General features: G+C 36.7%; 19 protein-coding genes, 1 rRNA gene and 2 pseudogenes. 13 read left to right on the forward strand and 9 right to left on the reverse strand.

Annotated features, from left to right (window positions below; translation table 11 throughout):
- Nucleotides 1-51 precede the first annotated feature (51 nt).
- Genes ACFIKN_RS02175 through ACFIKN_RS02195 form a run of 5 tightly spaced genes read right to left on the reverse strand, consistent with a single transcriptional unit; the run spans nucleotide 52 to nucleotide 4,504 of the window.
- Nucleotides 52-1,029 carry a type IV secretion system protein gene (locus ACFIKN_RS02175; RefSeq protein WP_273790982.1) on the reverse strand — a complete coding sequence of 326 codons (978 nt, stop codon included), beginning with the start codon at nucleotides 1,027-1,029 and terminating at the stop codon, nucleotides 52-54.
- A complete protein-coding gene (locus ACFIKN_RS02180; protein WP_375657849.1) occupies nucleotides 1,016-1,501 on the reverse strand; it encodes a type IV secretion system protein VirB5 in 486 nt (161 codons plus the stop codon). Before ACFIKN_RS02180 ends, ACFIKN_RS02175 begins: the two co-directional genes overlap by 14 nt.
- Nucleotides 1,498-3,852, reverse strand: a complete 2,355-nt coding sequence (locus ACFIKN_RS02185; protein ID WP_273790961.1) for a VirB4 family type IV secretion/conjugal transfer ATPase — start codon at nucleotides 3,850-3,852, stop codon at nucleotides 1,498-1,500. Before ACFIKN_RS02185 ends, ACFIKN_RS02180 begins: the two co-directional genes overlap by 4 nt.
- A 22-nt stretch (nucleotides 3,853-3,874) precedes the next feature.
- The gene (locus ACFIKN_RS02190) at nucleotides 3,875-4,183 is read right to left on the reverse strand and encodes a type IV secretion system protein VirB3 (RefSeq protein ID WP_273723684.1); all 309 of its coding nucleotides are present in this window, start codon (nucleotides 4,181-4,183) and stop codon (nucleotides 3,875-3,877) included.
- A complete protein-coding gene (locus ACFIKN_RS02195) occupies nucleotides 4,184-4,504 on the reverse strand; it encodes a TrbC/VirB2 family protein (RefSeq protein ID WP_273790962.1) in 321 nt (106 codons plus the stop codon).
- Nucleotides 4,505-4,902: 398 nt separating this feature from the next.
- Between ACFIKN_RS02195 and ACFIKN_RS02200 the strand changes: the two genes are divergently transcribed.
- The 3 genes from ACFIKN_RS02200 to ACFIKN_RS02210 all read left to right on the forward strand — a co-directional run bounded on the left by ACFIKN_RS02200 (nucleotide 4,903) and on the right by ACFIKN_RS02210 (nucleotide 7,225).
- The gene (locus ACFIKN_RS02200; RefSeq protein WP_375654523.1) at nucleotides 4,903-5,628 is read left to right on the forward strand and encodes a hypothetical protein; all 726 of its coding nucleotides are present in this window, start codon (nucleotides 4,903-4,905) and stop codon (nucleotides 5,626-5,628) included.
- Nucleotides 5,629-6,678: 1,050 nt separating this feature from the next.
- On the forward strand, nucleotides 6,679-6,909 hold the full coding sequence (locus ACFIKN_RS02205) for an EexN family lipoprotein (protein ID WP_375657856.1): 231 nt from the start codon (nucleotides 6,679-6,681) through the stop codon (nucleotides 6,907-6,909).
- A gap of 169 nt (nucleotides 6,910-7,078) precedes the next feature.
- Entirely contained in the window at nucleotides 7,079-7,225 is a 147-nt protein-coding gene (locus tag ACFIKN_RS02210; RefSeq protein ID WP_375657850.1) for a hypothetical protein, read from the forward strand.
- A gap of 699 nt (nucleotides 7,226-7,924) precedes the next feature.
- On the opposite strand, the pseudogene ACFIKN_RS02215 reads toward ACFIKN_RS02210, so the two are convergent.
- A pseudogene (locus ACFIKN_RS02215) lies at nucleotides 7,925-8,285 on the reverse strand (helix-turn-helix domain-containing protein).
- A 1,182-nt stretch (nucleotides 8,286-9,467) separates the two neighbouring features.
- Between ACFIKN_RS02215 and ACFIKN_RS02220 the strand changes: the two are divergent.
- The 3 genes from ACFIKN_RS02220 (at nucleotide 9,468) to ACFIKN_RS02230 (ending at nucleotide 12,772) form a co-directional block, all read left to right on the forward strand.
- Nucleotides 9,468-10,313 (forward strand): TIGR01459 family HAD-type hydrolase, encoded by an 846-nt coding sequence (locus ACFIKN_RS02220; RefSeq protein WP_273790965.1) that lies wholly within the window; start codon nucleotides 9,468-9,470, stop codon nucleotides 10,311-10,313.
- The gene (locus tag ACFIKN_RS02225) at nucleotides 10,313-11,314 is read left to right on the forward strand and encodes a bifunctional riboflavin kinase/FAD synthetase (RefSeq protein WP_273790966.1); all 1,002 of its coding nucleotides are present in this window, start codon (nucleotides 10,313-10,315) and stop codon (nucleotides 11,312-11,314) included. The genes ACFIKN_RS02220 and ACFIKN_RS02225 overlap by 1 nt, the downstream gene beginning before the upstream one ends.
- Nucleotides 11,315-12,631: 1,317 nt before the next feature.
- Nucleotides 12,632-12,772 (forward strand): hypothetical protein, encoded by a 141-nt coding sequence (locus tag ACFIKN_RS02230; RefSeq protein WP_375637739.1) that lies wholly within the window; start codon nucleotides 12,632-12,634, stop codon nucleotides 12,770-12,772.
- A 654-nt stretch (nucleotides 12,773-13,426) separates the two neighbouring features.
- Here ACFIKN_RS02230 and ACFIKN_RS02235 read toward each other — a convergent pair.
- Nucleotides 13,427-13,756: a TIGR01244 family sulfur transferase gene (locus tag ACFIKN_RS02235; RefSeq protein ID WP_375610590.1), complete on the reverse strand. Its 330-nt coding sequence runs from the start codon at nucleotides 13,754-13,756 to the stop codon at nucleotides 13,427-13,429.
- A 994-nt stretch (nucleotides 13,757-14,750) separates the two neighbouring features.
- Between ACFIKN_RS02235 and parA the strand changes: the two genes are divergently transcribed.
- From parA to ACFIKN_RS02270, 7 genes and pseudogenes are all read left to right on the forward strand, one after another.
- Nucleotides 14,751-15,380 carry a ParA family partition ATPase gene (gene parA / locus ACFIKN_RS02240; RefSeq protein ID WP_273790968.1) on the forward strand — a complete coding sequence of 210 codons (630 nt, stop codon included), beginning with the start codon at nucleotides 14,751-14,753 and terminating at the stop codon, nucleotides 15,378-15,380.
- Nucleotides 15,377-15,607 carry a plasmid partition protein ParG gene (locus ACFIKN_RS02245; RefSeq protein ID WP_273790969.1) on the forward strand — a complete coding sequence of 77 codons (231 nt, stop codon included), beginning with the start codon at nucleotides 15,377-15,379 and terminating at the stop codon, nucleotides 15,605-15,607. Before parA ends, ACFIKN_RS02245 begins: the two co-directional genes overlap by 4 nt.
- A 1,092-nt stretch (nucleotides 15,608-16,699) precedes the next feature.
- Nucleotides 16,700-16,987, forward strand: coding sequence for an EexN family lipoprotein (locus tag ACFIKN_RS02250; protein WP_273790970.1), 288 nt, complete (start codon nucleotides 16,700-16,702; stop codon nucleotides 16,985-16,987).
- Between the two features lie 189 nt (nucleotides 16,988-17,176).
- Nucleotides 17,177-17,445: pseudogene (locus tag ACFIKN_RS02255) on the forward strand (EexN family lipoprotein).
- A gap of 3 nt (nucleotides 17,446-17,448) precedes the next feature.
- Nucleotides 17,449-17,667, forward strand: coding sequence for an EexN family lipoprotein (locus ACFIKN_RS02260; protein WP_273790972.1), 219 nt, complete (start codon nucleotides 17,449-17,451; stop codon nucleotides 17,665-17,667).
- An 883-nt stretch (nucleotides 17,668-18,550) separates the two neighbouring features.
- Entirely contained in the window at nucleotides 18,551-18,697 is a 147-nt protein-coding gene (locus tag ACFIKN_RS02265) for a hypothetical protein (protein ID WP_375653175.1), read from the forward strand.
- A 2,833-nt stretch (nucleotides 18,698-21,530) separates the two neighbouring features.
- Nucleotides 21,531-21,935, forward strand: a complete 405-nt coding sequence (locus tag ACFIKN_RS02270) for a flagellar protein FlgN (protein WP_273790974.1) — start codon at nucleotides 21,531-21,533, stop codon at nucleotides 21,933-21,935.
- Nucleotides 21,936-22,341: 406 nt separating this feature from the next.
- Here ACFIKN_RS02270 and rrf read toward each other — a convergent pair.
- Together rrf and ACFIKN_RS02280 are read right to left on the reverse strand one after the other, a co-directional pair.
- A 5S ribosomal RNA gene (gene rrf, locus ACFIKN_RS02275) occupies nucleotides 22,342-22,456 on the reverse strand.
- Between the two features lie 1,326 nt (nucleotides 22,457-23,782).
- Nucleotides 23,783-26,767 carry an autotransporter outer membrane beta-barrel domain-containing protein gene (locus ACFIKN_RS02280; RefSeq protein ID WP_404977333.1) on the reverse strand — a complete coding sequence of 995 codons (2,985 nt, stop codon included), beginning with the start codon at nucleotides 26,765-26,767 and terminating at the stop codon, nucleotides 23,783-23,785.
- Nucleotides 26,768-26,846 lie beyond the last annotated feature (79 nt).

Consider the following 26,846-nt stretch of genomic DNA (forward strand, 5'->3'; position numbering starts at 1 on the left):
GCACGCAAGGCAAAAACAAAAATGCTTATTCTTTTAAAGAGGTGCTTTATCTTAAAATCGACCACGACCACCTCCGGATCTTCCTGCTTTTGCCGCCGCACCTGCCGCACCTTTACCGGCAGCTCCTGAGATTTGTAAAGTGGCACTTTTTATTGCATTCCCACTCGCTCTTGCACTATTGGCAAGCATTGTGAAAACCTGTCCTCCTGAAGAGACAGCAGTGTTAAAGTATGGTCCGCCAGAGGCCAGCGCTGTTGCAATACCGGGAAGCGCACGGAAGATAATAACCCCTATGATCGAAATGACGATGACAGGGGGGAAAAGAACATAGATTGATTCATATGAAACTTTGAGAACCTGGAGGATAACTTGACATATAATGGTTCCAAGCATGATCACGAGAACTTGTAAAATGGTAAAATTGATCAAAGTTGTAATCCATGCATCGGAGTATTTTCGCGTTGCATTGAACAAATACAAACTAATGAATAGAGGACCAAGACCTATAATCATGACGAGTGCAACTTGTGCAAACATTTGCACAATAAAACCACCTATACAAAAAAGAATAACCGCGAGAAGCATGATAGAACCAAGAAGACCCACAATGATCTTTTCAAAAAACCAAGCATTGTATAAGACTTCTTGATAGCGCGAACTTGCCTTTAACAAAATATAATCAAAAACATTGGAGCTTGCAGGATTGCTGTTAAGCGCATTCCCAATAGCGTTGGATAAATCTTTGAAGAAAATATCCTTGACGTAAGTATTAAATGTATCCGCATTCGTTGCCATTGTTGTAACAACAACGATTTTAACAACATTATTGAGAAGACTATGCATGGAAAGCGCAACGCGACCTGTCATAACATTATAGCCATAAAGAAAGATAAAAATGATTGCAGCGAGATTTAAGGGCGCTGAAATAGCAGAAGATAGCCCACTCACCGTTGTGTCCATCACATTATCTAAGGGTTTTAAAATATACCCAGAAACGCTTTCAAAGGGAGAAAAACTAAAGTCTGACATTTGTATTCGTACTTTCAAGTTTTTCTTTTAATTGTTTTTCTTTTTCTTTTAATTGTGCCTCAAGATGTTTATGCTTTTGTTGTTCCTTTTCTTCACGTAATTCATCTTTTGTTTTCGTATCTCTTGCTTGAATCATATCGAGAGACTGAAGTTTTAAAGAACTTACTTGAAGATCTGCTTGAAGAAGAGAAAGCTTTACTTGAATCTCTTGTTGAAGGGCTTGCAATTCTTCTGGTTTTTTTTCTGGTTTTGATTTAATATTTTCAAGCTGTTGACTTATTTCTTTAATTTTTTTTGCAGTATCTGTTGCAGTCTTATAAATGGTTTCAGCTGTTTCTGATTTTGCAGTATTTAATTTTTGTGTGTTCTCGAGTGCTTGTTTATAATATTCCTCCGCATCGGGTGTCGTTTGTGATATTGCATGAGAAATAAAAGAAAAAGATAACAGTGTAACTAAGCCATATTTTTTCATTGATTTTTTCTCCTTTGATAAAATATGGGCAGCCATTTGTCAGGGTCAGCTCCATATTCGTTGATAATTTCATTCATGAGTTCAATGTTTTTTGTTGTGCCGCTTAAAACGGCGATCTCATCATTCATTCCACGTAAGTTAAGTTCTGCAACAACGGAACTTTGCCCCTGTTTGACGAGAAAACGACGGGATTCTCTGCTTAATTCTGACTGTATCAGTTCAAATTCACGCTCAGTAAGTTTGAAAGCTTCGACATAATCATTATAATTTGCTTTTTGATTTGGAAAAAATATTTGAGTGGGGCACTGCTCAATAATTGTGTGCGCGATTGTTGAGTTCAAAGCGTCTTTAGGGCTTTGTGTTGCAAAGAGCATCATGCCATTTTGTTTACGGATTGTTTTTAGCCGATCTTGAGCAAAAGCTTTGAATGAATCATCTTCCAAAGCTTTCCAGAATTCATCAACGACAATAATGATGCGCCGCCCATCAATCAAATCAAGAATGCGGTGAAAGAGATACATCATTAAGGGACGCCGAATTTCTTCATTGTCTAAGAAATCGGTCATGTCATATCCAATGAATTGCGCATTTAAATTGAGATCATCTTGATCATTATCAAAAACCCATCCTAAATCATTGCCTCTAATCCAGCGTTGCAGCCGTATGGCAATCCCTTCTTTGGATGTGTTGTCAAAAAACAGTTGAAGTGCACCAAGAGAGCGCTGGGTTGGGGGTAAGTTTTCTAAGGAATCAATAGCTTTGGCGATATCTTGTCGCTCTTCTTCTGTTACGATTTGCCCTTCAGCGCTTACCAGCTTTAAGATCCAATTACGAAGAAAGATTTTATTTTTTTCGGTGTATTCCATGCCCTTTAAGGGAGCAATACCCGTGGGCTGCCCATTTTTTAAAGGTTTGTATTTCCCTCCTCCAGCCCGTACAAAAATCTCTGCTCCTTGATCTTTATCAAAAAAAACCATTGTTGGATTGTGTTTTTGTAATTGTGCAAGAAGAAAATTAACAATCACTGTTTTACCGGATCCCGATGGACCACAAACAAACGTGTTTCCAAGATCGCCATAATGAAAATTAAAATAGTAAGGTGAACCAGCCTGTGTTTTTAGCAATGCGACAGCAGCTCCCCAAACATTATCTTTCAGTTTGCCAACGGGAAAAGAATGGAAAGGCGATAAAGCGGCAAAGTTTCTGCTAGTAATGGCGCCTGAACGCGCCCGATAGCTAAAGTTTCCAGGAAGCTGTGCCCACCATGCTGCTTCCAATCCTAAATCTTCTCTGGCAATCACCGCTCCTCCATTGGTTAAATGGGAACGTGCTTTTGATAAGTTTTCAGACAATATTTTGGGATGATCAGCAAAAACAGCTAAAGAAATGTGGTGTTCTCCCAAAACAAAACGGTTTGATTCTAAATCATCTAGCGCTTCATCTAGTGCATCGATTTGTGAGCTAGCACGGTCAGCTGCATTGATCATTTGATTTTGTTTGCGGCTCATAATTGCACTGGCGGCTGCCTTACTTTTAAAGACAAAGGATTGTGTTAAAATGAATTCAAATGGCACCGTAAGCAGACCATCAGTCATACCTGGGCGTGTTTTAGAAGGATACTCTTTCCATCCAAACATGCCCACAAAGCGTTCATTGCTTTCATGGCGAATTTCGATAATTTCTTTCCCAAAAATAACACGATCTGAGTAAATTGTTGAAGCAATAGTTCCAAATGTGAGAGGAATACGCTCACGTCTTCCCCCTACCAACTGGTGGAGAAATTCACTTTGTTCGGAAAATAAAAGTCCTTCATGTTCATAGATTGATAACAGACGGACTTCATATTCTTCCAAACCTTGCATAAGATCTTGACTTAACTCTTCGAGTTTACGAATAGCTTCCTCATCGGGTTCAGATTGTGTTTTCTTCGCTTTGCTCAAGCGCTGAAAAAATGAAACCAGCTTTTCTGTTTTATCCGCTGCCGGATTCCAAAGCAGTGAAATAAACAAATCATTTCTATACAGTTCTTGCGAAACCATTTTCTTTTTATATTTCTCATCTAATGTTGTTGCAAAAGATGAAAGAAAATGACCTTCTGGGTATATCGTTTCACGGCGGCGGATGATGTGAGAATATAAAGCAAGCCGTTCGTCTGCGATATTTTTTAAAAGGGTGTTTAATTGGTTGTGTAAAGAATTTAATTGATCAATATCCGCAGTGTCAAAATTTATACCCTCAACAGCCAACACAACCATTAAACAACGTGAATTTAAAGCAACGACATGTTGGTTGATGTAGCGTATATAGGGAATATATTCTTCAGGCAAAGTTTCCCGTTTCATTATTGACATCTGTTTCACCGGCTTCGTTCCTTCAGCTTAGTTCCTTATAAGTGCGGATAAGGCGTAAAGGGGAGGTCGAACCTCCTCCCCATCTGTTGAGGTTTTTTTGTTTTCCTCGGGTATTGAGCCATGCAAATAATACGCGAAATTGGTTGTGATCATACTTTGTCACTTCTCGCAAAATAAAGTGTATCCCAATCCCAAGACCAAACATGGTAAAATCACTGGTCAAAATGAAAAGAATGGATGTCGCCATGACATTAAGCGCCATCGCTTCCATTGTAACACCAGCAAACATGGCTGGGCGCGTACAGGCAAGGAAAAGAGTATCTTCGTTCATTTATGTTGTGCCCGCTAATTTACCAACGAGAGCAGGGGCACCAAAAACAATAGCAATCCCCAGAACACAGTAAGCTGCTTTGCGTAAGTCAATAAAGCCGTACATCCAACCAATCCCCACAGCAGCAACACATATAATTGCAATAAGCTTTGCCGTTGCACCCGTCATCATTGCGACAATGTTGCCTAAAACACCATCAAGATTCCCGAAACCACCTCCACTAGCAGCAGGAGCAGCATAAGAAAGATCAGATACAAAAACTGCCGTAAAAAGCAGCATGGTCACGATAAAAATGATGTTTTGGAATCTATTATCTGTCATTTTACCTCTCTTTAACAAATAATATTTGTTCATATGTCGACATTCCATTGCCTCTAACAAACTGGAGAGTGTTGTCATTTGATGACAGTTTAATTCTCCTCGTTTGTTTGTTTTAAAAGCCTTGATCGTGGATCTGTTCACTCTCAAGCTCTTCTTCTTAAAGAGACAGAAGTCTTTTCAAATTGAGATTGTGCTACATGAAAATGGCAATTTTAAGTTGTACTCGTTTGTAAAAACAACAATATTAAAACAATGCAAGAAGGAATATTATTCTTTACAAAGTGTAGTTAATATGCAACACAGATATTTGAATTTTTTCTTTAAAAACAAGGGGATTGCTGATAAATAATGTGAAAGGATAGAAAAACAATGAATTTTTTGAGCGAGCGTGTTAAGAAATGCTATTTAAATTGATTGTTATTGTTTACATTATGGGTTCCATAGTGTGGGGATTAAGCCAATATAAAGATAAAATGGATTTCAGCATTCTTAAAACATTTGAGACGCAAGATATACAAGATATTGTCGATCTCTATCGAGAAGAAAAAAAGTTGGGTAAATCTATCACCAAACAGCAATTAGAAAAAAATGAATCAGCTCTCGATTTGCAGAAGAGTGTTTCATTAAACGATGTTGCAAATAATGCTGTTGTTTTTCATGGTAAGGCCTCTGTTACAAGTGGGGTTACATTTAAATTACTGACGCCTTCTGCACAATCTTGGCGATCACATATCATCCGTGATATTCATCTTTATGGTGTAGACACATGTGCACCCCGTCAAAAAGCAAGATTAAATGATCAAGAATGGCCCTGTGGTGTGGTTACAATGGCTTGGCTTGTCACCAAAACACTTGGGCAGGATTTATCCTGTAAACAGGCTTTGATGCACAATGGTGTTTATTATGCGCAATGTTTTGTTCAAGGGGTTGATTTAGCTGAGGCAGGTCTTACAGAAGGTATGTTGGTACTCTCAAAAGAGGGAAAAAATCCTATTCCAGCCCAGTATCATCATGCGGAAGAAAAAGCACGTGGCAACAAGATTGGTCTTTGGTCAAGTGATTTCACTGAACCTTTAAAATGGCGGAGAGATAATGGATCTTACAACCCCTTTGCAAGTCCGTGATTGGTTTTAACGAACATATTTACTTAAATCTTTATAGAGAAAGCTTTATCAATAAAATTGTACCAAACCATAGAGCAAATTTGAATAAACCGTGAGATTATTTTCGTTTATGAAGTAAATGGATGATACTTCCTTTTTCAGGGAGGTTTGCTCTCAAAATCGCTCTTCTATTTTTACTTATGTGTTTTATACAAGCAGGAAAACTTCATTGTTGGTGGCAAAGCATTTTTGAGTATTTGTGTTTGAAGGAGAAAGTGAGACGATAAAAAACGCTCAAGAAACGGATTTCTAGAGCGAAGTTGAAAAAGTGAAAAATGAACAGCCCCCAAAATGGGATAACGTTTGATATAACTGATAGAATATTTTACAATGCCTTAAAAGAATTCCTAGCAAAAGTTTTCTTCATCAGAATTTTATCTTCAGGATTGGATCACGTTTTTTACTTCTTTAAAAGTGATCAATCTGTTGCATTCCTTGAAAAGCTTTCATAATTATCTGCTTCTAAATTCAGATTTCTAAAAGATGGATGGATTTCAAGTAGACTCTACACGAAGAAATCTTCGTAAAAATGATTTGCCTTGTTGATTGTTTTCTATGTACCGTAAAACGTTTCTATTTAAGCATTCGATGGGGGAACAATAATCAACATACAAATAGGTAAAAAGAGCTCATACTTTTTTGTTATGGCTTTGTCACCCATTGATCGTGAGACTTAAGTATTATAATGCTCATAGGCTTTCTATAGGGCTAGGGGCGATGCTTATTGCAATGTAACTATTTGAAATTAGTTGGACAAAAGCATTAATGCGCCTTCTGATTTCGTCATTTGTGTTTAGTTTGGGCTCTGTCCTTCTCATTGTATTTTATGACAAACTCATATGATAGCTATTGTGAGCTCTTCTTTGCGTTATTTTACTCAGAGTGTTCACTTTGAAAGCAAGTCAGTGATAGTGAGGCTGTATTCTCATACAGTGTGAAAATTCAACCATCATTTGGGGGGATGATATTAACAGATAAGATATTTAAAGAGGGATAAAATGAAAAAAAATTATTTTATTATGCACGGCTCTATTATTCGTCGTGGGGTGTGAAAAAAACTATAGCGTAGAAGATTTAAAAAAAGATGCAAAATTAAAAGAAGAATGGGGAATGAAGTGTTTTTTTTCAGGACAAGCTGTTAAGGAATCTAAAAACTGTCAAAATGTCTTACAAGCAGATACTGAAATGTTTTTCTCGCCAAAGCCTGATGTTACAGACTGTGGTCATGCATCTCAACAGTAAAGTGTGATATAAAAATTCTAAAATAAAGAAGTTACGGCTCAACGAATGCTCGCTTCTTCAATTGTTATAGCGGAATTTTTTATCATTTTTCATCTTTCAGATGAGCTCCCTAAATCATATTCGCAATCCTGTTGTTTGTTTCAACTTTATCAGATTGAGGATTATGATCATGAGAGAACTAGATACATTGTCTTATAGAAATATCTCTCAAGGTATCCAAGCCTATTTTGCGACGCTGTTCGTAAAGGGGTATAAGGGTAAATCCATTGAGCCCCCCATCTTTACGCTTCATAACGGAGTAAGCCTTGCACCATGACACAGTTTGTCAGCTTGTGGGTGTTGCTTACAGCTCTTGGTACTTGAGACGGTTCATTAGAGGCATTTTTAATTCTTACTTAATAGTTTTTATCCATACGCCTCTTCCCACTTGTAACCTGCAAGAGATATAGTTTTGGTTGATTCAACATGGAACAGATTTGAAATGAAAGAATCTTACGATATTCTGGATTCTCATTTAACATGTACAATAATGAATACTCATTATAAATCAACATGTTGCCTTATGATAGAGTTGCTGTAGCATTGAGATTTTAGAGGAAAAATATGCCTTTAAAACTTTATAACAGATACTAAGTCTTTATAGCAGGTATATTAAATGCACATCATCTAAAATAAAGAGAGCGTCCATAGCGAAAAGGTAGCCCCCTTTAAATACGGATAAATGCTTATTCTGTTGTGCTGTAAAACGCTATCGTTTGCGGGTGTGGTGATATAAGACATAAGACTTTATACATGGGGTGTTTTGATGAGAGAATGTGGTGAATATTCAAGGGAGGGCTTGCTTGTATAATTTTGTGAAAGGAACCATATGAAATGGGAATCTGAGAAGGAGCTATTTTTGAGAAGGCGGATTATTCATCAACCGGTTTAAGAAGGGGGTTGCATCCTTTGAAGGTGTGGGGAGAAAGCCAAGAATAGGGCGTGTAGTACCCTATAGCTATGCTTTTAAAGCGTTTTAATTTTGATCACAAATTAAGTTTAAAATCGCTTTCTGCTTGACAGATGTGAGGACTCTAAAACTTTTTAAAAGCAAATATTCCTTTTTGCTCGAGGCGATTTCATCATAATGGTACGGGGTGTTGTCTTTTTTGATGATATCAGTGTAAAAAAAAGGCAAGTGGAACATTCAAAATATTGGAAATTTCCTTTAAACGCCCTGCGCTCACGCGATTTAAGCCTTTTTCATATTTCTGGATTTGTTGGAAAGTGACACCTAAATAATGCCCTAATGTTTTTTGAGACATTTTTAGCATTTTTCGCCTAAAGCGAATCTTTTTGCCTACAAAAAGATCAATATTAAGATTTGGAGCTTGCATTTTTCCCCCACCGGTTGCGAGCGCCCTCGCATGAGTATTCCGGGAGTTAAAAGTACTGAACTCAAATCAGCATTTTGCTTTTAGTGCTGAGAAGAACTTGGACATAGCAAAATCTCCCGGAATTCCGGGATACCCGCAAAGCGGGGTCAATTCATGTTTGAGTTTTCAGGCTTTTAATCCCTATTGGTCGTTGCGTATGCGACCAAGACACTTTCTGACTCATAAAGTAATTTTAGGAGATTGGCAATAAAAATAGTTTTTCTTGAGACGGACAAGATTTTTCCAAATGAGAGGTTGTTTGCCTTTCAAACTTTTAAGGTTTGCTTACTAAACGCATGACATCAGATATGCATTTTACGAAGGTAAACCTTGGTTTTTAAGCTCAAGGCACCGCTTACGGTGTTGCTCTTAACCAATAACCAAAATGGCTTGTTTTGATGCGTCTGAGATATCATGATGATAGGGGAAAGCTTTTATGAGTAAAGAGCCCTCATGCAAAATAAACTCAAAACATTATAGATCTGATTGTTGTATATTCACACATTTTTTTAAGAAGATATTTCTCAATGTTAGCGCCTATTTTACAATGGTGCTTCGTAAAGTGTGTAGTGTAAAAGCCTCTATGAATGGGATAAAAGCTATATTGAAAAAAAGATGCTCGGACGGCATATACTCTCGGCCAGTTCAAAATATTACGACAGTTTTTGCCTTTGAAAGGGAGCATAAGAGCTATTTTTTCTTTCTTCACGTGTTTTTATCTGTACGCTCTCCGTTTATAATGTGTAAGTCAATAGTTTTGATTGATTCAATATAAACGGATTTGAAATGAGAAAATATATTGGGCTTTCTCATGATGCATGTTTTTAAGAGGGGGATACGTTTATTTTCTCAGTGAAGAATTTGAGTATTTTAGATAAAAAACTCTACCAACGTCGTTGTTGTTAGAATTAAAATTTTTATGAGAAAAATGAGCATTGGGGAATGATAAGCTTTTGCTATCAAGCATTTTAGAATTTTGCACAACTTAATAATAACTTAGTTATTTTATCATTTCTTATGATCTCTATAGACGATAAAAAGTTGGGATATGGTTTGAGAAAGCAGATGACACAAGTATTATCTTTCGGTAAGTAATTTTGAAGTAAAAGACAGCTTTAAATGACAAATAGAGATAGGTGCACCATGAATGAAGTTACCCATATTGAGACTATTATAGCGCATTATGATGCTGTTTTTTGTGATGTGTGGGGTGTTGTGCATAACGGTGTACATGCATTTGAACCAGCGTTGAAGGCGTTGTATAAAATCCGACAAATGGGAAAAACTGTCATTTTATTGACCAATTCTCCTCGGCTACGGGAAGATGTTGCTGCTCAATTACAAAGTATGAATGTTCATAGCGACTATTATGATGCCATTATCACTTCAGGGGATGTAACGCGCGATCTTATTCTGACTGCTCCGCGTAAAGTTTTTTTCATTGGTCCACAGCATGATTTGGTGCTGTTTGAAGGGTTAGAGTGTGAATTTGTTGAAGAATGGGAGGCTTCTGTTGTCGTCTGTAGCGGTTTTCTTGAAGATTTTGACGAAGAACCCTCTGCTTATGAGGAGATGTTTCGTCGCATGCGGTCGCGGAATTTACCTTTTATTTGTGCGAACCCAGATGTGATTGTCCATTATGGAAATAAAGAATTTTGGTGCGCTGGTGCATTGGCTCGTCTTTATCAACAATTAGGGGGGGAGGTGCGCATTGCTGGAAAACCTCACGCGCCTATTTATGAATGTGCCTTTGAAAAACTTCAAAAAGTACGGGGAACAGTAGAAAAAAGTCAAGTTTTAGCTATTGGTGATGGTCTTTTAACGGATATTAAGGGGGCGGCTCATTTTGGTCTTGATGCCCTTTATATTATGGGGGGGATTCATCATTATGATTATACGCAAAATGGTGTGGTTGATAAGCAAGCTTTGCATTCTTTTCTTGAACGTCATGGTTATAAACCACAAGCAATCATGTGGGCACTTCAGTAATGACTAATTTTTTGCGTCTTCAGGGAATTCATATGTTTCCCTCGGCTTGGCGGGGAGCAGTGTTGGCACTTGGAAATTTTGATGGTGTTCATTGCGGACATCAGGTGGTGTTGCAAAAAGCGCTTGATTTCGCCCGTATAAAAAAGAAACCAGCAGTTGTTTTAACCTTTGAACCCCATCCAAGAAGTTTTTTTCAACATTCAGCTCCTGTCTATCGTTTGACAGAGGCAGCTGAAAAAGCTGAAATTTTTAAAACCCTTGGCTTTGACTGCGTGATTGAACAGCCGTTTGATGCACAGTTTGCCGCTCTTTCAGCGGACGAATTTATCAAGTCGTTTTTAAAGGAAGTTTTTGATGTTTCAGTTGTGGTGACAGGCGAAAATTTTCAATTTGGTCATCAGAAAAGCGGAAATGTACATCTTCTTTGCCAAAGGGGAGAGAAATATGGATTTGAGGTTGTGCAAGTTTCTTGCGTTTCTCGTTCTCAAGATTCACAACCTTTGATCATTTCTTCTAGTTTTATTCGGCAACTTCTCTCACAAGGGGAAGTGGACAAAGCAGCCCATTTATTAGGGTATCACTATCGGATACGCTCCAATATTATTCAAGGTGAAAAACTTGGACGTCTTTTGGGATTTCCTACCGCTAATCAAATGTTGCCTCCCCAAGTTCGTTTGGCTCATGGTGTTTATGCGGTACGTTTGCGTCGTGCGAACGGTGTTTTGTATGATGGTGTTGCAAGCTTTGGTTGTCGTCCAACGGTTGTTAAAGATGGTGCGCCCCTTTTGGAAACCTATTTGTTTGACTTTAACGACGACCTTTATGGGGAAAGCTGTACCGTTTCTTTTTTCCAGTTTTTGCGAGGACAAGAAAAATTTGATGGGCTTGAACCTTTGATTGCGCAAATGCATCGTGATGAAAAAAAAGCAAAAGAAATTTTAAAGACAGTACAACCATTATCAACGTTGGATAGGCTGCTTACTTTTAAAAATATGTCCTAAACTGATCTGAAAAAGAGAGAATAGCCGTAAAAATAGCACTTAAAGTGATTATAATCACAAACATATATTCCAAAACATCGTGGAATATATGTTTTTTCCGTTGTTGAGAGGGAGAATCGAATATCTGAAGATCTGATTTTGGCATCATTTTTTTCAAAGTTAACTTTATGGTTTTTGTTGTCATTCAAAACTTTACTGCTTGTTTCTTTCTGATACGTTAAAACTCATCATAAAAGATGCAGTAAAGAATAAGCAACCAGCCTATTTAGCAATAATAGACGTGAAGAAGGAGAAAGGCTGTTTTTAAAATTTCTTGCGATTTTAAGCTTATAGTTTGATAAAATTTAATTGATGACTTTTTTTATTTTAAAAGTTTATTGTTTCTTTTTTCTAATTTGGCTTATTATGTCATTTATGCCGTATCATCGTTTATGATGAGAGTTGGTTCGTGTAACCTTACGCATGTGATATTTTGTATTATGTAATGAATATTTTTACAAAAGTTTTGTTTGTCGAGTCTTGTGAAGAAGATTTAGTGCTCAGCAGCAGTTTTCGTGCTAACCAATCACGTAAACGAGAATGAAGCTGCTGGAAAATGCTTTACGTTTCGTTTCTCTTGTATATTGTGATGGGGAATGCATATTAAGGAGACTGCGATTGATTGTAGATAAAAGAAATCATTGCGAGAAAGCAGGTGTATTTGTTTCAAAATTTCTAATGCTTTTGATGGATAAAGGCACAATTTTGTTGTCGTAACACGTCAATCTTTCAGATTTTCAAGTTAAAAACTATCCATATATTTCCTTTGTCTTTCACAAATGTAACGCCTATAATGAAAAGGAAAGACAGTCTTGTAAGGATATGAAAACACAAAGCCAATAATGTTTTGTTGTTTTTTGATAGAAATATTGGATAAAAGTTAGAACATCTTTCCAATCTATGTTCGGTCTATTCATGACTTTATGGTGTTGTTTTTCTTATAAAACTTTTTCTTTAGTGTTCCTCAACGCGAGCAGTATGTTTGAGACAAAGATTAAAGCGCTTTAATGCTCTCTCTACTGTTACAGCTTTTGTATGCTAGATGAGGAGAGCCCTATTGCATTATCCATTTGCGTAATCTCTGAAACCGGTTTACAGCTTTATTGGGGAAAATATGAAGTTATAAAGGGGAAAATCAGTCCAGATGACAGTCTTTTTTAAATTCGGCTTTGCTACTTTCAAAAGGGTCCAGAGCAATATCTCTTAAATCATGAAAATAACAGCTTCAGGCTTTTGTTGTTCTTTGAATAGGATATCACGCCCCACAGGTAAAATAAAATGCTGGAATATCCTTGTTTTGCTAATTTATGCGCTTCTTTTGAAGAAATATCTCTCAACGCTTCCCATATTCATTTTCATGATGGCTCTCATGAATGGTATCGTGCAAGCTTCGTTGAGCGCTATCATCTTTATGCCTAATAAAAGAGCAATCCGACACCATCCGTTATATTGACAAGCCTTCAGTTTTGTACAGTCTTGGCTATTTGAGAGCGTTTATGAGAGTTTGTTCTTAACTCGTTTTATTTCACACGAATACTTCCTGCTTGTGACATGCAAGAAACACGCTTTTGATTGCTTCACTATAAATAGACTTGAGAGAATCTTACGGTATTAGGATTTATCATTCAACGTGCAAAATAATTAATTGTTATAAATCAATATGTTGTAGTTAATCATAGATTATGGCTTACGGCTTTTTTTATAAAATACTCTGCACGCCTTTTATTCGGAATATGGGGTTTTCTTAGTGGTTTTACTGTCGTTTTAGGTGTCTGTGGCGTACGAATGAGCTCGTATTGGTAAAGGAAGAGAAAAAAAGGTGGAGCAGTGATAAAAAGTGAGGTGAAAATAATTTTCTTTGATCATCATATGAATTTTCACGCATTTTTATGGCGTCGGGTGTGCATGCTTGTTGTATATTGAGGAGCAAAGCTTGCTTGTAGAGTTTTATGAAGTGGCAAGCCAAGGGAAAGGCGCAAGACAAAGATTATTGACAGATTGTTTTTTACAAATCGATGTGTATTTAAGAATTTTCGTCTTTTAAGGCGAGGAGGAAGTGTGCGAAACCTCTGTTTAAAGACGCGCTAAACGATAAAGATGCAGCGAGCGTGATCCGTGATGACAATAGGCAAGAAGAGGCAGAGAGGCTGTTTTTAAAATTGTTTGCATGGCTTCAACAGCTGACTTTTCTATAGTTGGAGGAGAAATGGGAATGTGATAGGCTTTTATGCCATATTCATTTGCGACCGTTTTAATGCTAGAAAAGTCAGGTTGATGGAGCTCTTCGTGATCGGGGCGGTTACAGATAATTGTTTTAAAACCAGCTTGTGCCAATGTTTTGATATTTTCTATGCTAAGTTGGGCGCTGATAAAAATATCAGGTTCAATTTGTTGTAAATTCATTTTTGTTTATTCCCAATTGCATGATCTTCACGATACCCTCTGGTCTGGTATATAGAAAGAACATAATGAAGGTAAGTTTTTCAGTGGCATCTTAACAAAAATATTCTTTTTGTCGAGAAAATCTATTTGGGAAAAATGAGCTATAAGATGCAAAATATCTCACTCCGCAACATGTTCGTTATGCGATTTATGAAAGACGGATGTTTGGTCTTTGTGGATAATCTATAGTGTTTACTAAACATAGACATTTCATTGTGTTGCTTGTTTACGCGCTTGCTAGAGGCACCCTTATTTCTCTTAAGCCCATTTTACTCTGTCGAGCGTCAAAGAGTATAAAATTCATGGATCACCACCCTTTTTACGCTTATGAAGAAGGAAGTCGGCACCTATTATATTTGCCAGCCCCCAATATTGTAATAGTTCTTGGTACTGGAGATTCTGCATAAGAAGCATTTTAAATCCTTTTTTGTACAGTTCTTGCCCACACGCCAATCCCGCTTGTAACGTACAAGAGATATGATTTTGATTAATTTAATATAAGAGGCATGAAATGAGAGAATCTTCCTGATTTCAGCTCTCTCATTCAATGCGTAAAACAATGAATTCTCCTTATAGTTTGTTGTATATTCAGAGTGGAGCTTGTTTGTAGAGTTGTATTAAGTGGATAGCATGAAGGGAGAAGCCCAAATGGCAGGTGCAAAATAAGAAGCTGGATCATTTACAGCGCATTGTTTACAGATCGACATGGATTTAAGAATCTTCGTTTTAGGGAGGGGGAAGAAGAGCATGCCTCTTTTAAATTTATTTTGTTCTTTTCAAGAATATCATCTTCATAATGTTTTTGCTCATGCTAAAAGAATATTATAAAAAATTGCGGGCTATTGTTATTTATCCTAAAAATAGGAGAAATGGTTATTTTGCACGTATTGGATGCTTGTTTCTTTTATTACTTTCTGTATAATCGTAAAAACGATAATGCTGAAAGGCGTAATAAATGATTATTGGACTTTTGAATCAAAAGGGAGGTGTCGGAAAAACGACGTTGAGTGTTAATCTTGCGGCCAGTTTTGCCCGTACCGGTGCACGGGTATTGCTTATTGATGTTGATCCACAGGGAAGCGCATTGGATTGGGCTGCTGCGCGTGAAGATGCACCTTTGTTTTCGGTTATTGGTTTACCGCGTGCAACGGTTCACAAAGAGATTACACAGATTGGTCATGGTTATGATCATATTATTATCGATGGTCCTCCGCGTGTAACTGATCTTGCTCGTAGTGCTCTTATGGCTTCGGATTTGGTGCTTATACCTGTTTTGCCTAGTCCCTATGATATTTGGGCAGCGGATGGAATTGTAAAGCTGATTGACGAAGCACGTGTTTATAAAGAAAATCTCAAATCTGCTTTTGTCATTAATCGTAAAATAGTCAATACAGCGATAGGGCGTGATGTGAACGAAGCTCTTGGCATATACCCTGTGCATGTTCTTTCTTCTAGCGTTGCGCAGCGCGTGATTTTTGCAGAAGCAGCAGCACAGGGGAAGGCGGTTTATGAAGTTGATAAGCAAGGACCAGCAGCAGCAGAGATTGAAGCGGTTGCAGCCGAAATCAAGGAGTTAGCGCGATGAATAAAAAAATTAAAATCGGCACAAAACCAACGAATAAATCAATTCCTTTAACAGCGGATGCATGGGTAGGAAGCCACAAAGGGAGCATGAGTGGAGGTATGAAGCGCCTCACGATTGATATACCAGAAAGTTTGCATCGGTTGATTAAGGTCAGTTGTGCAAGTCGTGGAACTAAAATAGCTGATGAGGTCCGCGAATTGCTTTCACAAAAATACGGAAAAGTGTAAAAAATGATACGATAATTTCGTTGGTTTGAGTGCTTTTTCTAGAGATGATATCGATTGTTTTTATACGAAGTTAATAATAAAAGTGCTCTTCTTTTTTCACGATGGTTGCTTCATTCAAGTTGTTTTTCATAAGGTTCTGTATCATCGCATGAAAGAGCTATGAGTTTGCGAAAAATTCTCCGTTTCAAACTTTTCCCTATAAATGTGATAATCATCATACTACTTGTGATCTTATCCGCTAGATGAGTAGATAAGTTTATTCTTCCATAAAAATTATCTTGATAATGATTTTAAACATCAGGTTATTTTTTTGTTTATTGTACTTAATACATGCGTAAATAATGTAATTAAGAGTAGCGTTGATTATTTTTTTCTGTTATGCAGCAATCCGTTTTATTAAATTATATTCATTGTTTATAAAGGGGGGGCTAAAAATAAGTAAAATTTACTGATATTGACGCGCTATAAGTTTTCCTAATAAACAAAAGAAGTCATTGAGCATATTATAGACAATATTTCTTACATTTATATGATTTTATAGTCTTAAATAGTTAATGCCAGTCGTAATGGTACGCAAGGCAATAGGCTTTTTTCTTCAATTGGAATGTATAAGATCGCTTTTTTAGCATTTCTATTGGCTTTTAAAAAGTACAGGGGGGACTTAAAGCTTTCTTTCTTTTCCGGTGGTTTAGAAATGATAAGAGCGCAATCTGTTGATTAAAAGGTGTATTTTTTCGTTTGCAGGGAATTTGCAATGGATATAGGCATGACGAATTTTGGGTAAGATATCGTGCTGCTTCTCGTTACCAAGAGGTTCTTGAAGGAAAAGAAATGATTAAAAAGCTTTTTGAGAATGTCAAGATATCAGAATTTTTGCTGAAGTTTTAACACTTCAAATACAAAGAGCTGCCGTGCAGATAATGTTACAAATACAAGTCTGATAAATGAAAGGCAGTTTTCATGATTTAACATGTTTGCGTTGGAAGTGTACGTATTTGCAAAGGAAAATTAGACGCAAGGTTACAATATAGGAGGGGATGTGAATCCAAAGATATTGTTAATAAAATATAAAACAAAGAGAGGGGTTAAATCATGAACAAGATCATTATAACAGCGCTACTGCTTTGCGTGGGACTTGTCGTTTCTGGTTGTGAAAAAACTTATAGCGTAGCAGAATTTAAGAAAGATAAAAAATTGATGCAAGAATGGGGAAAGAAATGCGATAAAATGGGCCCCTCTGCTTTTGCAACCAAGAATTGTCAAAATGTCATGCAAGCCGATATGGAACTTTTTCAAGAGCATTATAGAAATCTTGCAAAGGAACTTCGTGAAAGTAGCAAAAAGGGGAATGAAACTGAAAAACAGCAGGACAATAATTAAATCATAAAAATATATTGATAGCGGTATTTTTCTTTGTACGCGATTTATCATCATAGATTGGGAAAAATCGCGCACAGAAGTGGATTTTAAAATTTTTGAAAATGCACAATGAACTGAATGTACAATTTTAATCGGGTGCTAAATTGTGTCCTAAACTTTGTAAATTTGAAAAAAAGGGGAATTTTATTGATGAATAAAGCCATTATTATAGCATTGCTGCTTTGTACTGGACTTGTCGTTGCTGGTTGTGAAAAACTTATAGCGTAGCAGAGTTTAAGAAAGATCCAAAATTACTCGAGCAATGGGCAATGAAATGCATGATATCAGGGGATTTAGATTCTCAAAATTGTAAAAACGCAGATAAAGCGTATCGTGAAGTTCATGCCCGAGATTGGCCTGGTTCGAGCTTTGTACATGACGACAAGGAAAACACTGAAGAGAAAAAGGAAGGGAATTAAATCATGAATAAAGCCATTATTATAGCATTGCTGGTTTGTACAGGACTTGTTGTTGCTGGTTGCGAAAAAACTTACAGCGTAGCGGAATTTAAGAAAGATAAAACACTACTCGAAGAGTGGGCAAAAAAATGTGAAAAGCTGGATCAATCTTCTATGGAGAAATCTAAAAATTGCCAACATGCCAGACAAGCATATATGGAACTTATGTTTGGCATTCATTAAAAACATACAGTTCAATAAGTAAGGAATTATTTAGTTCTTGATTCTATTGCGTTTTTTAGGCTCTCTCTAACTTTTAGAGAGTCTTTTTATGGCTTCAAGAATTAGTCGTTTACGATCTGTACTCTTTGTGTAAACGGATGCTATACTGTCATTTGTTCAGCCCAAAAGTGCTTTCAATTGTAGATAGTATTTCCTCCCAATGAGTTGTTATGTGTTACTGCTAATTTTTTAATGTTTTGGTTACATGTATTTAAAATATGAGATTAAATCTATCTTTGGGGTGTTTTTTTGCCTTTATCACAAATAAATGTTTCATCACACTAAGATCGTCTTTAAGCGTTGCGGCTAATTTCGGAAAAATTGGGAGGAAACATTTGTTTGGAAATTACTTTTCTCTGTTTTAATAAAGAGAAAAACATTCTGAATGTAATTATTATCGTTTCATACTCAAATGTTTTTCTCAAACTATTTTAAAAAATTGCTTTTGATTTGAGAATATTATAACATTAGTTAAGATGTGAGGCAGTTTTGCTAGGACGGTTTTGCCGGATTTGTGAGGAATTGAGCGCCTTCCACACCTTTTTATTTTTCCCCTCTCTTTTCTGAGTTTGCAAGGGTTTCCCTTGTTATTTTTTATCTTGATTGTGTCGTAATATTATCATGTTGAGCGGTGGAGCTCATATAAAACTTTACGTATGAGGTGTTTTTTGTTCTCGAGTGTGTGATGAATATTTTTTTTGAATAACACTTTTATTTATAAAAATAATTTAATTATTTTATACTGAATAAGGATCTCGAATATAGTAAGATTCTCTTATTCCAAATCTGTTCTAGGTTGAATCAATTAAAACCATCTGCTTGCACGTTACAAGCATGGAGAGCCGTGTGGATAAAAACTGTTGAAGAAAGAAGTAAAAATGCCTCTTATGAACGATCTCAAGTGCTAAAGATTGTTGCAACATTTGGGGCTGGAAAAGTGTGTGATGCTGCTGGTTTATTTTCTCATAAGGGTAAAGATGGTGTTCAATAGATTTATTATAAGCTTCATGAAATATTATCCTTTAAAATTGTGATATGCCCTGAAGGGGGGAAGCAAGAGGAACTTACTCAATAAGGAGACAAATTATTTACAGATCGGATCTGGTAGAAAATTTCGTTTTTTAAGGTGGGAATGAAGTTGAGATTCAAGATAGCGTGAAAAGACGGACACTGATGGTTAAAAATGCATACAAAAAGCAGAGTTTACACTCAAATAGTTGCAAGCGATGTTTGAAATTTTGTGTGTGGTTTATCTGTAGAATTAAAATTTTGCTTTGCTCTTATGTGAAATTAAGATGCTTATTTGCGCAAATTACAATAAGCCAAGAGAGTATGCTTAGTATATTTCTATTACGAGAACTAAAATAACAACAAAAGTATTGATGGTGATAATCAAGGTTGAATAAAGCATAGCGGCTTTTACGAGATCAGCCATAAAAACCTCTTTCTGTTCTTTTTGAGGTGATTTTATGAATAACAATATGTTACATATCTGTAATATATGCTGATACAATATATTCGGCAAGCTTAAAATAGCTCTTTTTTTATAAAGGCTTGAGGAGTGGGAGTATTGTGAATCCTAAAAAAGAAAGCTTTAAAAGGACTATTGATTGATTTTGTAGGTTTTGTGTTGCTGAAAACTTTTTTTATCCTGTTATGCTATAAAGCACTATCATTTATAACGATAATATAAGGCATATAAGTTTTTTTGGAATGTTTAAGTATTTTTTAGTGTGCGATGAATATTCGTAGGTTTATTTGTTGAGCCTTTCGTTTAAGTGAATCACAAGAGTGGAAGTCAAGAGAAGATCGTTTGACAAAAATTCGGACTGCGTACAGAGCCGATTGAGTTAAGATCTTGGTCCTTTAAAGTGAGCGGAGGAAGACAAAAATGTTTTTTGATCGTTTATCTCATAGCAAGATTGGTTAATGCTGTTCTAATGGGGCATGTTTTACACAAAAGTAAAGAACGTTCCAAACGAAATATACTTATGTTGTATATTAGTATATTAGTATTGCATATTTATGTACTTGTTTTAAAGAAACATCTCTCAACGCACACGACAGACATTTTACGATGACATTCGTAAATGGTATAACGGTAAATGTGACTAGTATAACAGTAAAGCTCTCGTGAAATAATATAAACTTTGAATAATATAAAAATCTGTAGAATGCTATCATCTTTATACTTATGAAAGAGCAAGTCACAATCATCGTACGCTTGCTTCCAATATTTATTATAGTTCTTGGCATTTGCTAAGGTTCATAAGAGGCATTTTTCTTTCAGCGTATTTTATCAACACATTAGGGCGTTGTTTGTGATGTGCAAGCAAGTGATGTTAATTTATTCAACATGGAATAGATTTGAAATGTGATGATTATGAAAGAGAAGAGCCGCATTTAGAAGGTTAAAAACGAGAGAAAGTTCGTAACAAAAATTGTACCTTGATTATAAAATGATTGTTTCTCTGTTTTTATACTAGTAGCGCATGTAAAGCCGCGATATTAAGAGCAAACTGTTTTATGGAGCGAAATAATCTATAGGAAGATACTGTGGAAATTCTGAAAATATCAATGTGGGGGAGCATTAAGCATTATGCATTGGATAATATTTTGATTTATAATGATAATCTATCGTTATTCAACTTGAATTAGAGCCCTGAATACTGGATTTTTTTCATTCCAAATTTGTTTCGTGGTGAATTAACCAAAACAATGTCTTTTGCAGTTACAAGCAGGGAGCTCCCATGCGCAGAGAAATTGTACAAGAAAGGCCACGCTTTTATGAACCATCTCAAGTGCCAAGGGTATCAGAACATAAGGGGTTAGAACAATATGTGATGATGCTGGCTTGCTTCTTTTATTAAGCGTAAAGATGGAAAGTGCTCAATGGATTTTATACATGTCATGGAAGATTTATCATTATACCATTTATGGGCCGCGGCGCGAAATAGGCTTGGGTGCACTTAAGAGATGTTTCTTTAAAACAAGCGCGTGAATATGCGATTGAAGACGTATCGAACTGATTGGCTAAGAAACTCTTGAAAAGGTTCAAAAAATCTTATATAGTCGTTCATTGCAAAGAAAAGCGAATGATAACTTAAAAAAGGAAGATTGATGGCTGTTTAGCTATTTTAAGATGTCTTTTTTTATATTGCTGTATGGCTGATCTGTTCAAAAGAGCATTCTTTTTGTGTTTTATGCGAAATACTGCATGTGTGCGGAAAGAGCATGGGAGAGGGGGTGTCTTTTTGAATGGGTGCAAACTGATCTTGTAGGGTGCCATCTTATGGGACGCCAGAAGGTATACAGGTTTAGGTGCAGAGAGAGCCATACGGTTATGGAGGGTAAAATGCTGCTATCGGTAAAATGCTGAAATTTTTAATGGGCTTACGTTTTTATATGCTGCAAGATAGGCTGCGGGTTTTTGTCGGCAGATAGTTTTTGTGGCCGAAGTTTTCGTGAGAGCATTGTTGTTTTCTGTTGAAGACGTACTGGTGATAAAATAGGCAAAGATAAAATCGGTAAAGCGAAATAGACAGAACAAATATGGAAGTTTCGATATTGTCGTAAGGTTTGAGTTTATAGCGTTTTGATGAATTAGTATAGCCGCAATGATGGTTTTGGAGCAAAGCAAGAAAAATATTTGAAGAGAATGCGTTGAAAGTTGAAGTGGTATACGCTTTGAAGGATTGTCGTGCTGTTGTTTGAGCAATGTTTGCACCACGAGCTTGGTTGAGTGTATCAGCATTGAAGAGAACCTGTTTAATCTCCCTCATTTGAAAGTAAGATTGAACAATAGTGTTGAAGGGGAAGTAAAAATGTCTGTAGTGCAATATGGTGATGATAGTTTTGCAGCAAAAGCAAAAGTTCTTGATAATAATCTTATTGATCGTGATTGGGCGATGACAAAATTTGTTGCTGCTGTTAAAGGATTAGCTCAAGTTGTTGATTATGAAAGCAATATGCTAGAGAGCAGTGGTGTTCCAGATTACGAAGAAATAAATTTGCGTAAAATACGTGGTTTGCGTGATCTTAATAAATCCATGAGTGATGTGAAGCGCTACATGAATCAAGATATTGAGCATGAGGTTGAAAGTTTGTTGTCTGATTTACAAGAAAAATTACAGCGTAATAGTGAATTACTTCAAACACATTTAAATGCAGTTAATGATCTTTCTAGAGCTATACAACTATCTGGACGTGCAAAAGAAATAGAGGAATGATCAAATCTGCTTAATACGGGCTGTTCTAAGTCATGACAATGATTAGGTAGGGCAGTTGATTTGGATAAATAGTGCGTTTAGTGAGTAGACTTGTTTTAAGTGCATTTGGGTATTTAAATTATTATCCTGTTGTACTGTAAAATGCTGTTCTTAAAACAGTGTCTTTTAAGGTGTAGTGATGTGAACCGCATGCTTTGGGAAACTGGCTGAAAGAGAACTCAGAGAAGGCGGATTATTTACAGAGAATTGTTTGCAGACTAAGTTAATAGGGGGCTTCATTTTTTAGTTTAGGGAGAGGCCGATCAAGAGGATATTTAGACCAGCCTGTGATGCCTTAAAAACAGCTTCCTTGGGGCTGTGGTAATGTAAGGTTCATACATTAGAGTCTTTTGCATGCATTTAGCAGATCTGGCAGCGACTTACTCTCCCGTGCCTTAAGGCAAAGTACCATCAGCGCTGGAGCGTTTCACGGCCGAGTTCGGGATGGGATCTGGTGCATTCACTCCGCCATAACCACCAAGTCAGCAAAAAGCATGAATGATGAAGAGTATGTGATGAGTATTGCCTATAAGCCTCATGGAGTATTGTCCTTTGAAGTGTGGTGATATGAAGCGGTTCGTTGTTTAAATCTATATGTTTGAGATAAAAATTAAAGCGGTTTAGTATTTTCTTTCTGCTGTTTTTAGTTTTTGTATGTCAGATTGGAGAGAGCATCCAGATTTGAGTGGATATATTGCGTATATCTTTGTTGGCGTAATATTTGAAATGGGGCGGCAATCTCATTGGGAAAGAATAAAGGGGGAGAAATCAGCTTCCCTCTGTCCTGCCGTCTTTTAATTTAGCTTTATGTCTTTCAAAAATATCTAAAGCACTATCTGTTAAATAATGAAGATTACGTATTGTTTCACGCTTTTTTTATTGTGTTTTTTACTGGGGGCACGTCCTTCATGCACGACAAAATGCTCAAAATAGAATGGATTTGTTATTCCTAATTCACGGCCTTGTTTTAAAGAGATATCTAAGCTCTCAAGTCTATTTCGTGATGGTGGTTGTGGGGCGCAACGACATCTTTGATGCAACGGCGCTTGTGAATGGTATAATAAAAAGTCCCCATGGAAATAATATAAAATCTATAGGGTACGACCATCTTTATGCTTAATAAAAGAGCAATTTGATATTGTTATATTCTTTGCTTTCTTCCAATGTTGCTACAGCCCTTGGCACTTGAGATAGTTCATTAGAGGCATTTTTAATCCTTTCTTAATAGTTTTTTATCCCTATGGCTCTTCCCCCTTGTCACTTGCAAGAGATATGGTTTTTGTTGATTCAACATGGAACAGGTCTAAAATGAAAGAATCTTACGATATTCTGGATTCTCATTTAACATGCAAAACAATTAATTGTCTTTATAAATCAAATGCTTGTCTTATGATGGAGTTGCTGTAGCATTGAGATTTTAGAGGAAAAACATGCCTTTAAGAATTTATACCAGATACTAAGTCTTTATAGCAGGTATATTAAATGCACATCATCTAAAATAAATAGAGCGTCCACAGCGAAGAAGGGGCTGACTTTTTTTAAAAATATGCATGAATGCTTATTCTGTTGTGCTGTAAAAACATCATCGCTTGAGGTGTGGTGATATAAGACATAAAACTTTATGGGGTATTTTGATGAGAGAATGCTAAGATATTCAGTTTTTTATTCAATATGCAAAAGAAATATTATAAGTCAAAATCTTCTTTGATGTGATAATGATTTTTGAGAATTTAAAAATATATATAAATTTAAATAAAAAAGCAGCACTTTGTGCTGCTTTTTTATTTAAGTTAAAATTAACTTCTGCTTTAGAAACGATAACGTATTCCGCCAGACAAATTGGTGCCAGATACACCGGCTTTTTGCAGTTTTTGCCGATAGCTGATATCGGCGTTTAGTACGATATTTTGAGAAAGATATGCGTTCACCCCCATGCCTCCCTCAACTGAAGAGCCGGTAGGATCAACATGAAAGGTATCAGCAATTTTTATTGTTTTACCATCGCCAAAAGTTCTGATAACATTCATTTTACCATAGAAGGAAACAGCCTTGTTTTCTTCAACAGCCATTATCGTTTTTGTTAAACGTCCACCAAAACGGATCAACCATTGATGTGGATTGCCCATGTCTACTTTTAAGCCATTGGTATCTGAGAAAATATCAAACATGAGATTTTGATAAATGAATTGAGCTTGTGGTTCAAAGACCAGCCCTTTTGTATTGGTTGCTAATTTCTGACCAATGGTTGCAGATATATTAAGCATCTCGGTACCATCCAATTTTGCGGCATTCCCAACAAGAGCCGTGGTAATATTTCCTTTTAAGGTTCCGTAAGAAAGAAGTGTGTTTAGATATATACCATTGCTATGTTGGAAGCTGCTGTAAGCGGCAAGAGACCATTTATCAAGAGTTGTCTTTTCAGAATCTTGCATCTCTTTGGGCGTAAAGGCAAGTTTTCCGTATGTTCCTAAAAGACCAAAATGTGTGCTTATGTCTTTACCTTCCAAGGCGGCTAATATGACACCTATTTGTAAAGCAGTATAGTTTACATCAGCACCATAGCCATAATGTAATGGATCGCGGTTGGAAGATAAGGTGACTTTCTCGCCGTAGGAAGAGAAAAAGATACCATTTTTTTTATTGTCTTTTGCCCCAAATACTGTTGTGCGCATATTGTCTAACAACGTGTTTTGATTGTTTACATCAGTAAATCCAGCAGAAAACAAAGTATTAGATATGGTTAAATAGTTTGCTACCTGTGGTAAAAGGGCTCGAACCTTTTTATCCTTATCAATGTAGGCATTCTGTAAGCGAAAATCCCAGAAATTACTGTTTTTACCAAAAAGATTTTGGCTCTCATGAGATGTTCCAGGTTTATAGCCTGTAAGTACATACTTATAAGGTTGTTTCCCTATTGTCATATAGTTTCCTGCTAACGTGAAGGAATTTTCATTTGCTTGTCCGGAAACTTGAATGATTGAAATCCCATGTGTCCCTAAAGGAAGTGACGCCATGCGTTCTTCCCAAACAGCAGAGCTATCGGTTATTTTTTTATCTGTTTCTTGGAGATTGATGTGAACAACAGTACTCCCTGAGACATCACCATTAATCACAATGCGATCAGTCTGTTGCTCCGTGATAGGAGAATGTTTATTCCATTGAGTATTTACATAAATTTCTGCAACACCTGTTGCACTGTAAACCGCTGCTGTGTGGGTCGTTTCGTCTTCTTGCGAAAGATTAGGTCCTATAAACAGAGTTTGATAATGTCCCTCCATTGGCTTGTCAAACATAATGACACTGTCTGTAAGGTGCAATTCAGAAAGATTAGAGTATGATTTTTCATCAACATCAAACTGTCTATAGTCATTTAAAATATTATCATTATTTGTGGCATTTTTATTCGCCTTTAAAAGCCATTTCGTCCCCTCTTTTAGATCAAAAACTGTTCTATTATCTTTAGAAGTTCTTACCCGACCTTCTAAAGAAGAGTGGTCTGCAACTAATGTAATAGTGTTTGTGGAGGCACTTTCGTTCTTTATATTTTTTAATAAAATATCGGCATGGACTTCTGAATTTTTAAGGTTGACTTCTCCGTCTACGCCTGTTCCATAAAGGTTGATACCGCTACCATGTTCAACAAAAAGCTTTGTATTCTCTAGAGTTACTTTATCTTTATTAGGAATAGCTTGTTCTTGAACGACATTGTTATTCCTTTCAGCATTGCGTGTATATTGTTTTCTAGGGGTATAGTATTGATTATTGCGGAAAATAATACCGTCTGCTTCATAATTTCCCGTGACATGTACGCTTGAATCCTTAAGTTTGATTGTGCCCCTCATGTTTAGCAAACCAGCTGTTTCTGCTGTTGCAGTAATACCTGTAGCATCAATTTCTCCACCATCTGATACGCTTAGTGCAACAAAACGTGCATCAACTGTTCCCCCTATCATGTTGACTTTTGAATTATTTCCATCTGCATGTACAGCAAAACCATTGTCTTGAATTTTTTTGTTATGTAGCGTTATGGTCTTACCGTTTGTAGCCTCAACTCCAGAGCTTATATCCTCAGTTTGTGCAGGCTTTTCAGGTTGTTTTGTTGGTGATATTGGTTTTTCAAGCTCTGATTTTGCAGATACCTTTTGTGTTGAGGCAGATTGCACGGGCGCTGGTTTTATGAATTTTGGCGGTACCGGTAATGCTGATTGTCCAGTTTCTACTTTTAAAGATATTGGCTGTGCGAGTTCTGGTTCTTTAGGCGTTGGCGATAGCTCTGTTGTTAGTCTTGTAGCTTCCGTGCTTGTAGGTTCTGACTGTGAGGATACAGCAGAATTTTCGGGCGTTTTTTTTCTGGAAGAGTTTGTAGAAGAGGATGGCGCCCCTGAACGTCTTCTAGATTTTGCTTCCATTCCTGTCGTTGAAGCTGTTCCTATCGCTGGAGATTGTGTAATAGTGTCTTGTGTGGCTGTAGGGGTAGATTGTACATCTTCTGTATTTCCTTCAAGTTGCGTTTTGGGAGGTAGAGTGCTCGTGGAAGTAGGCGTTGTAGATTCACTCCCTGTAGGAGAAGAGCTTCTGGTCGTTCTTGTAGACCTAGATGTTGAAGGTGGATACGAAGATGATGCATTTGAATAGGGATTAGAAGGTCTGGATGCACCTATTTGATGAGTGGGTTGCAGAGAAGAGAGAGCTATCGTAGGTTGTGTATTCGTATCATGAAGAGCATTAGACAAGCTGGTGGAAGAACAAAACAGAACTCCAGAAACTGTGTATAGTAAAAAACTTTTTTTCATATGGATGTATTCCTAAATGTTTCCCCTCTCTTAATAGAAGATAAAACCTTGGCCTCATTATGTTTATTTTGTAAGAGAC

It is taken from the genome of Bartonella sp. CL436QHHD (assembly GCF_042195105.1).
Classification (GTDB): Bacteria; Pseudomonadota; Alphaproteobacteria; order Rhizobiales; family Rhizobiaceae; genus Bartonella.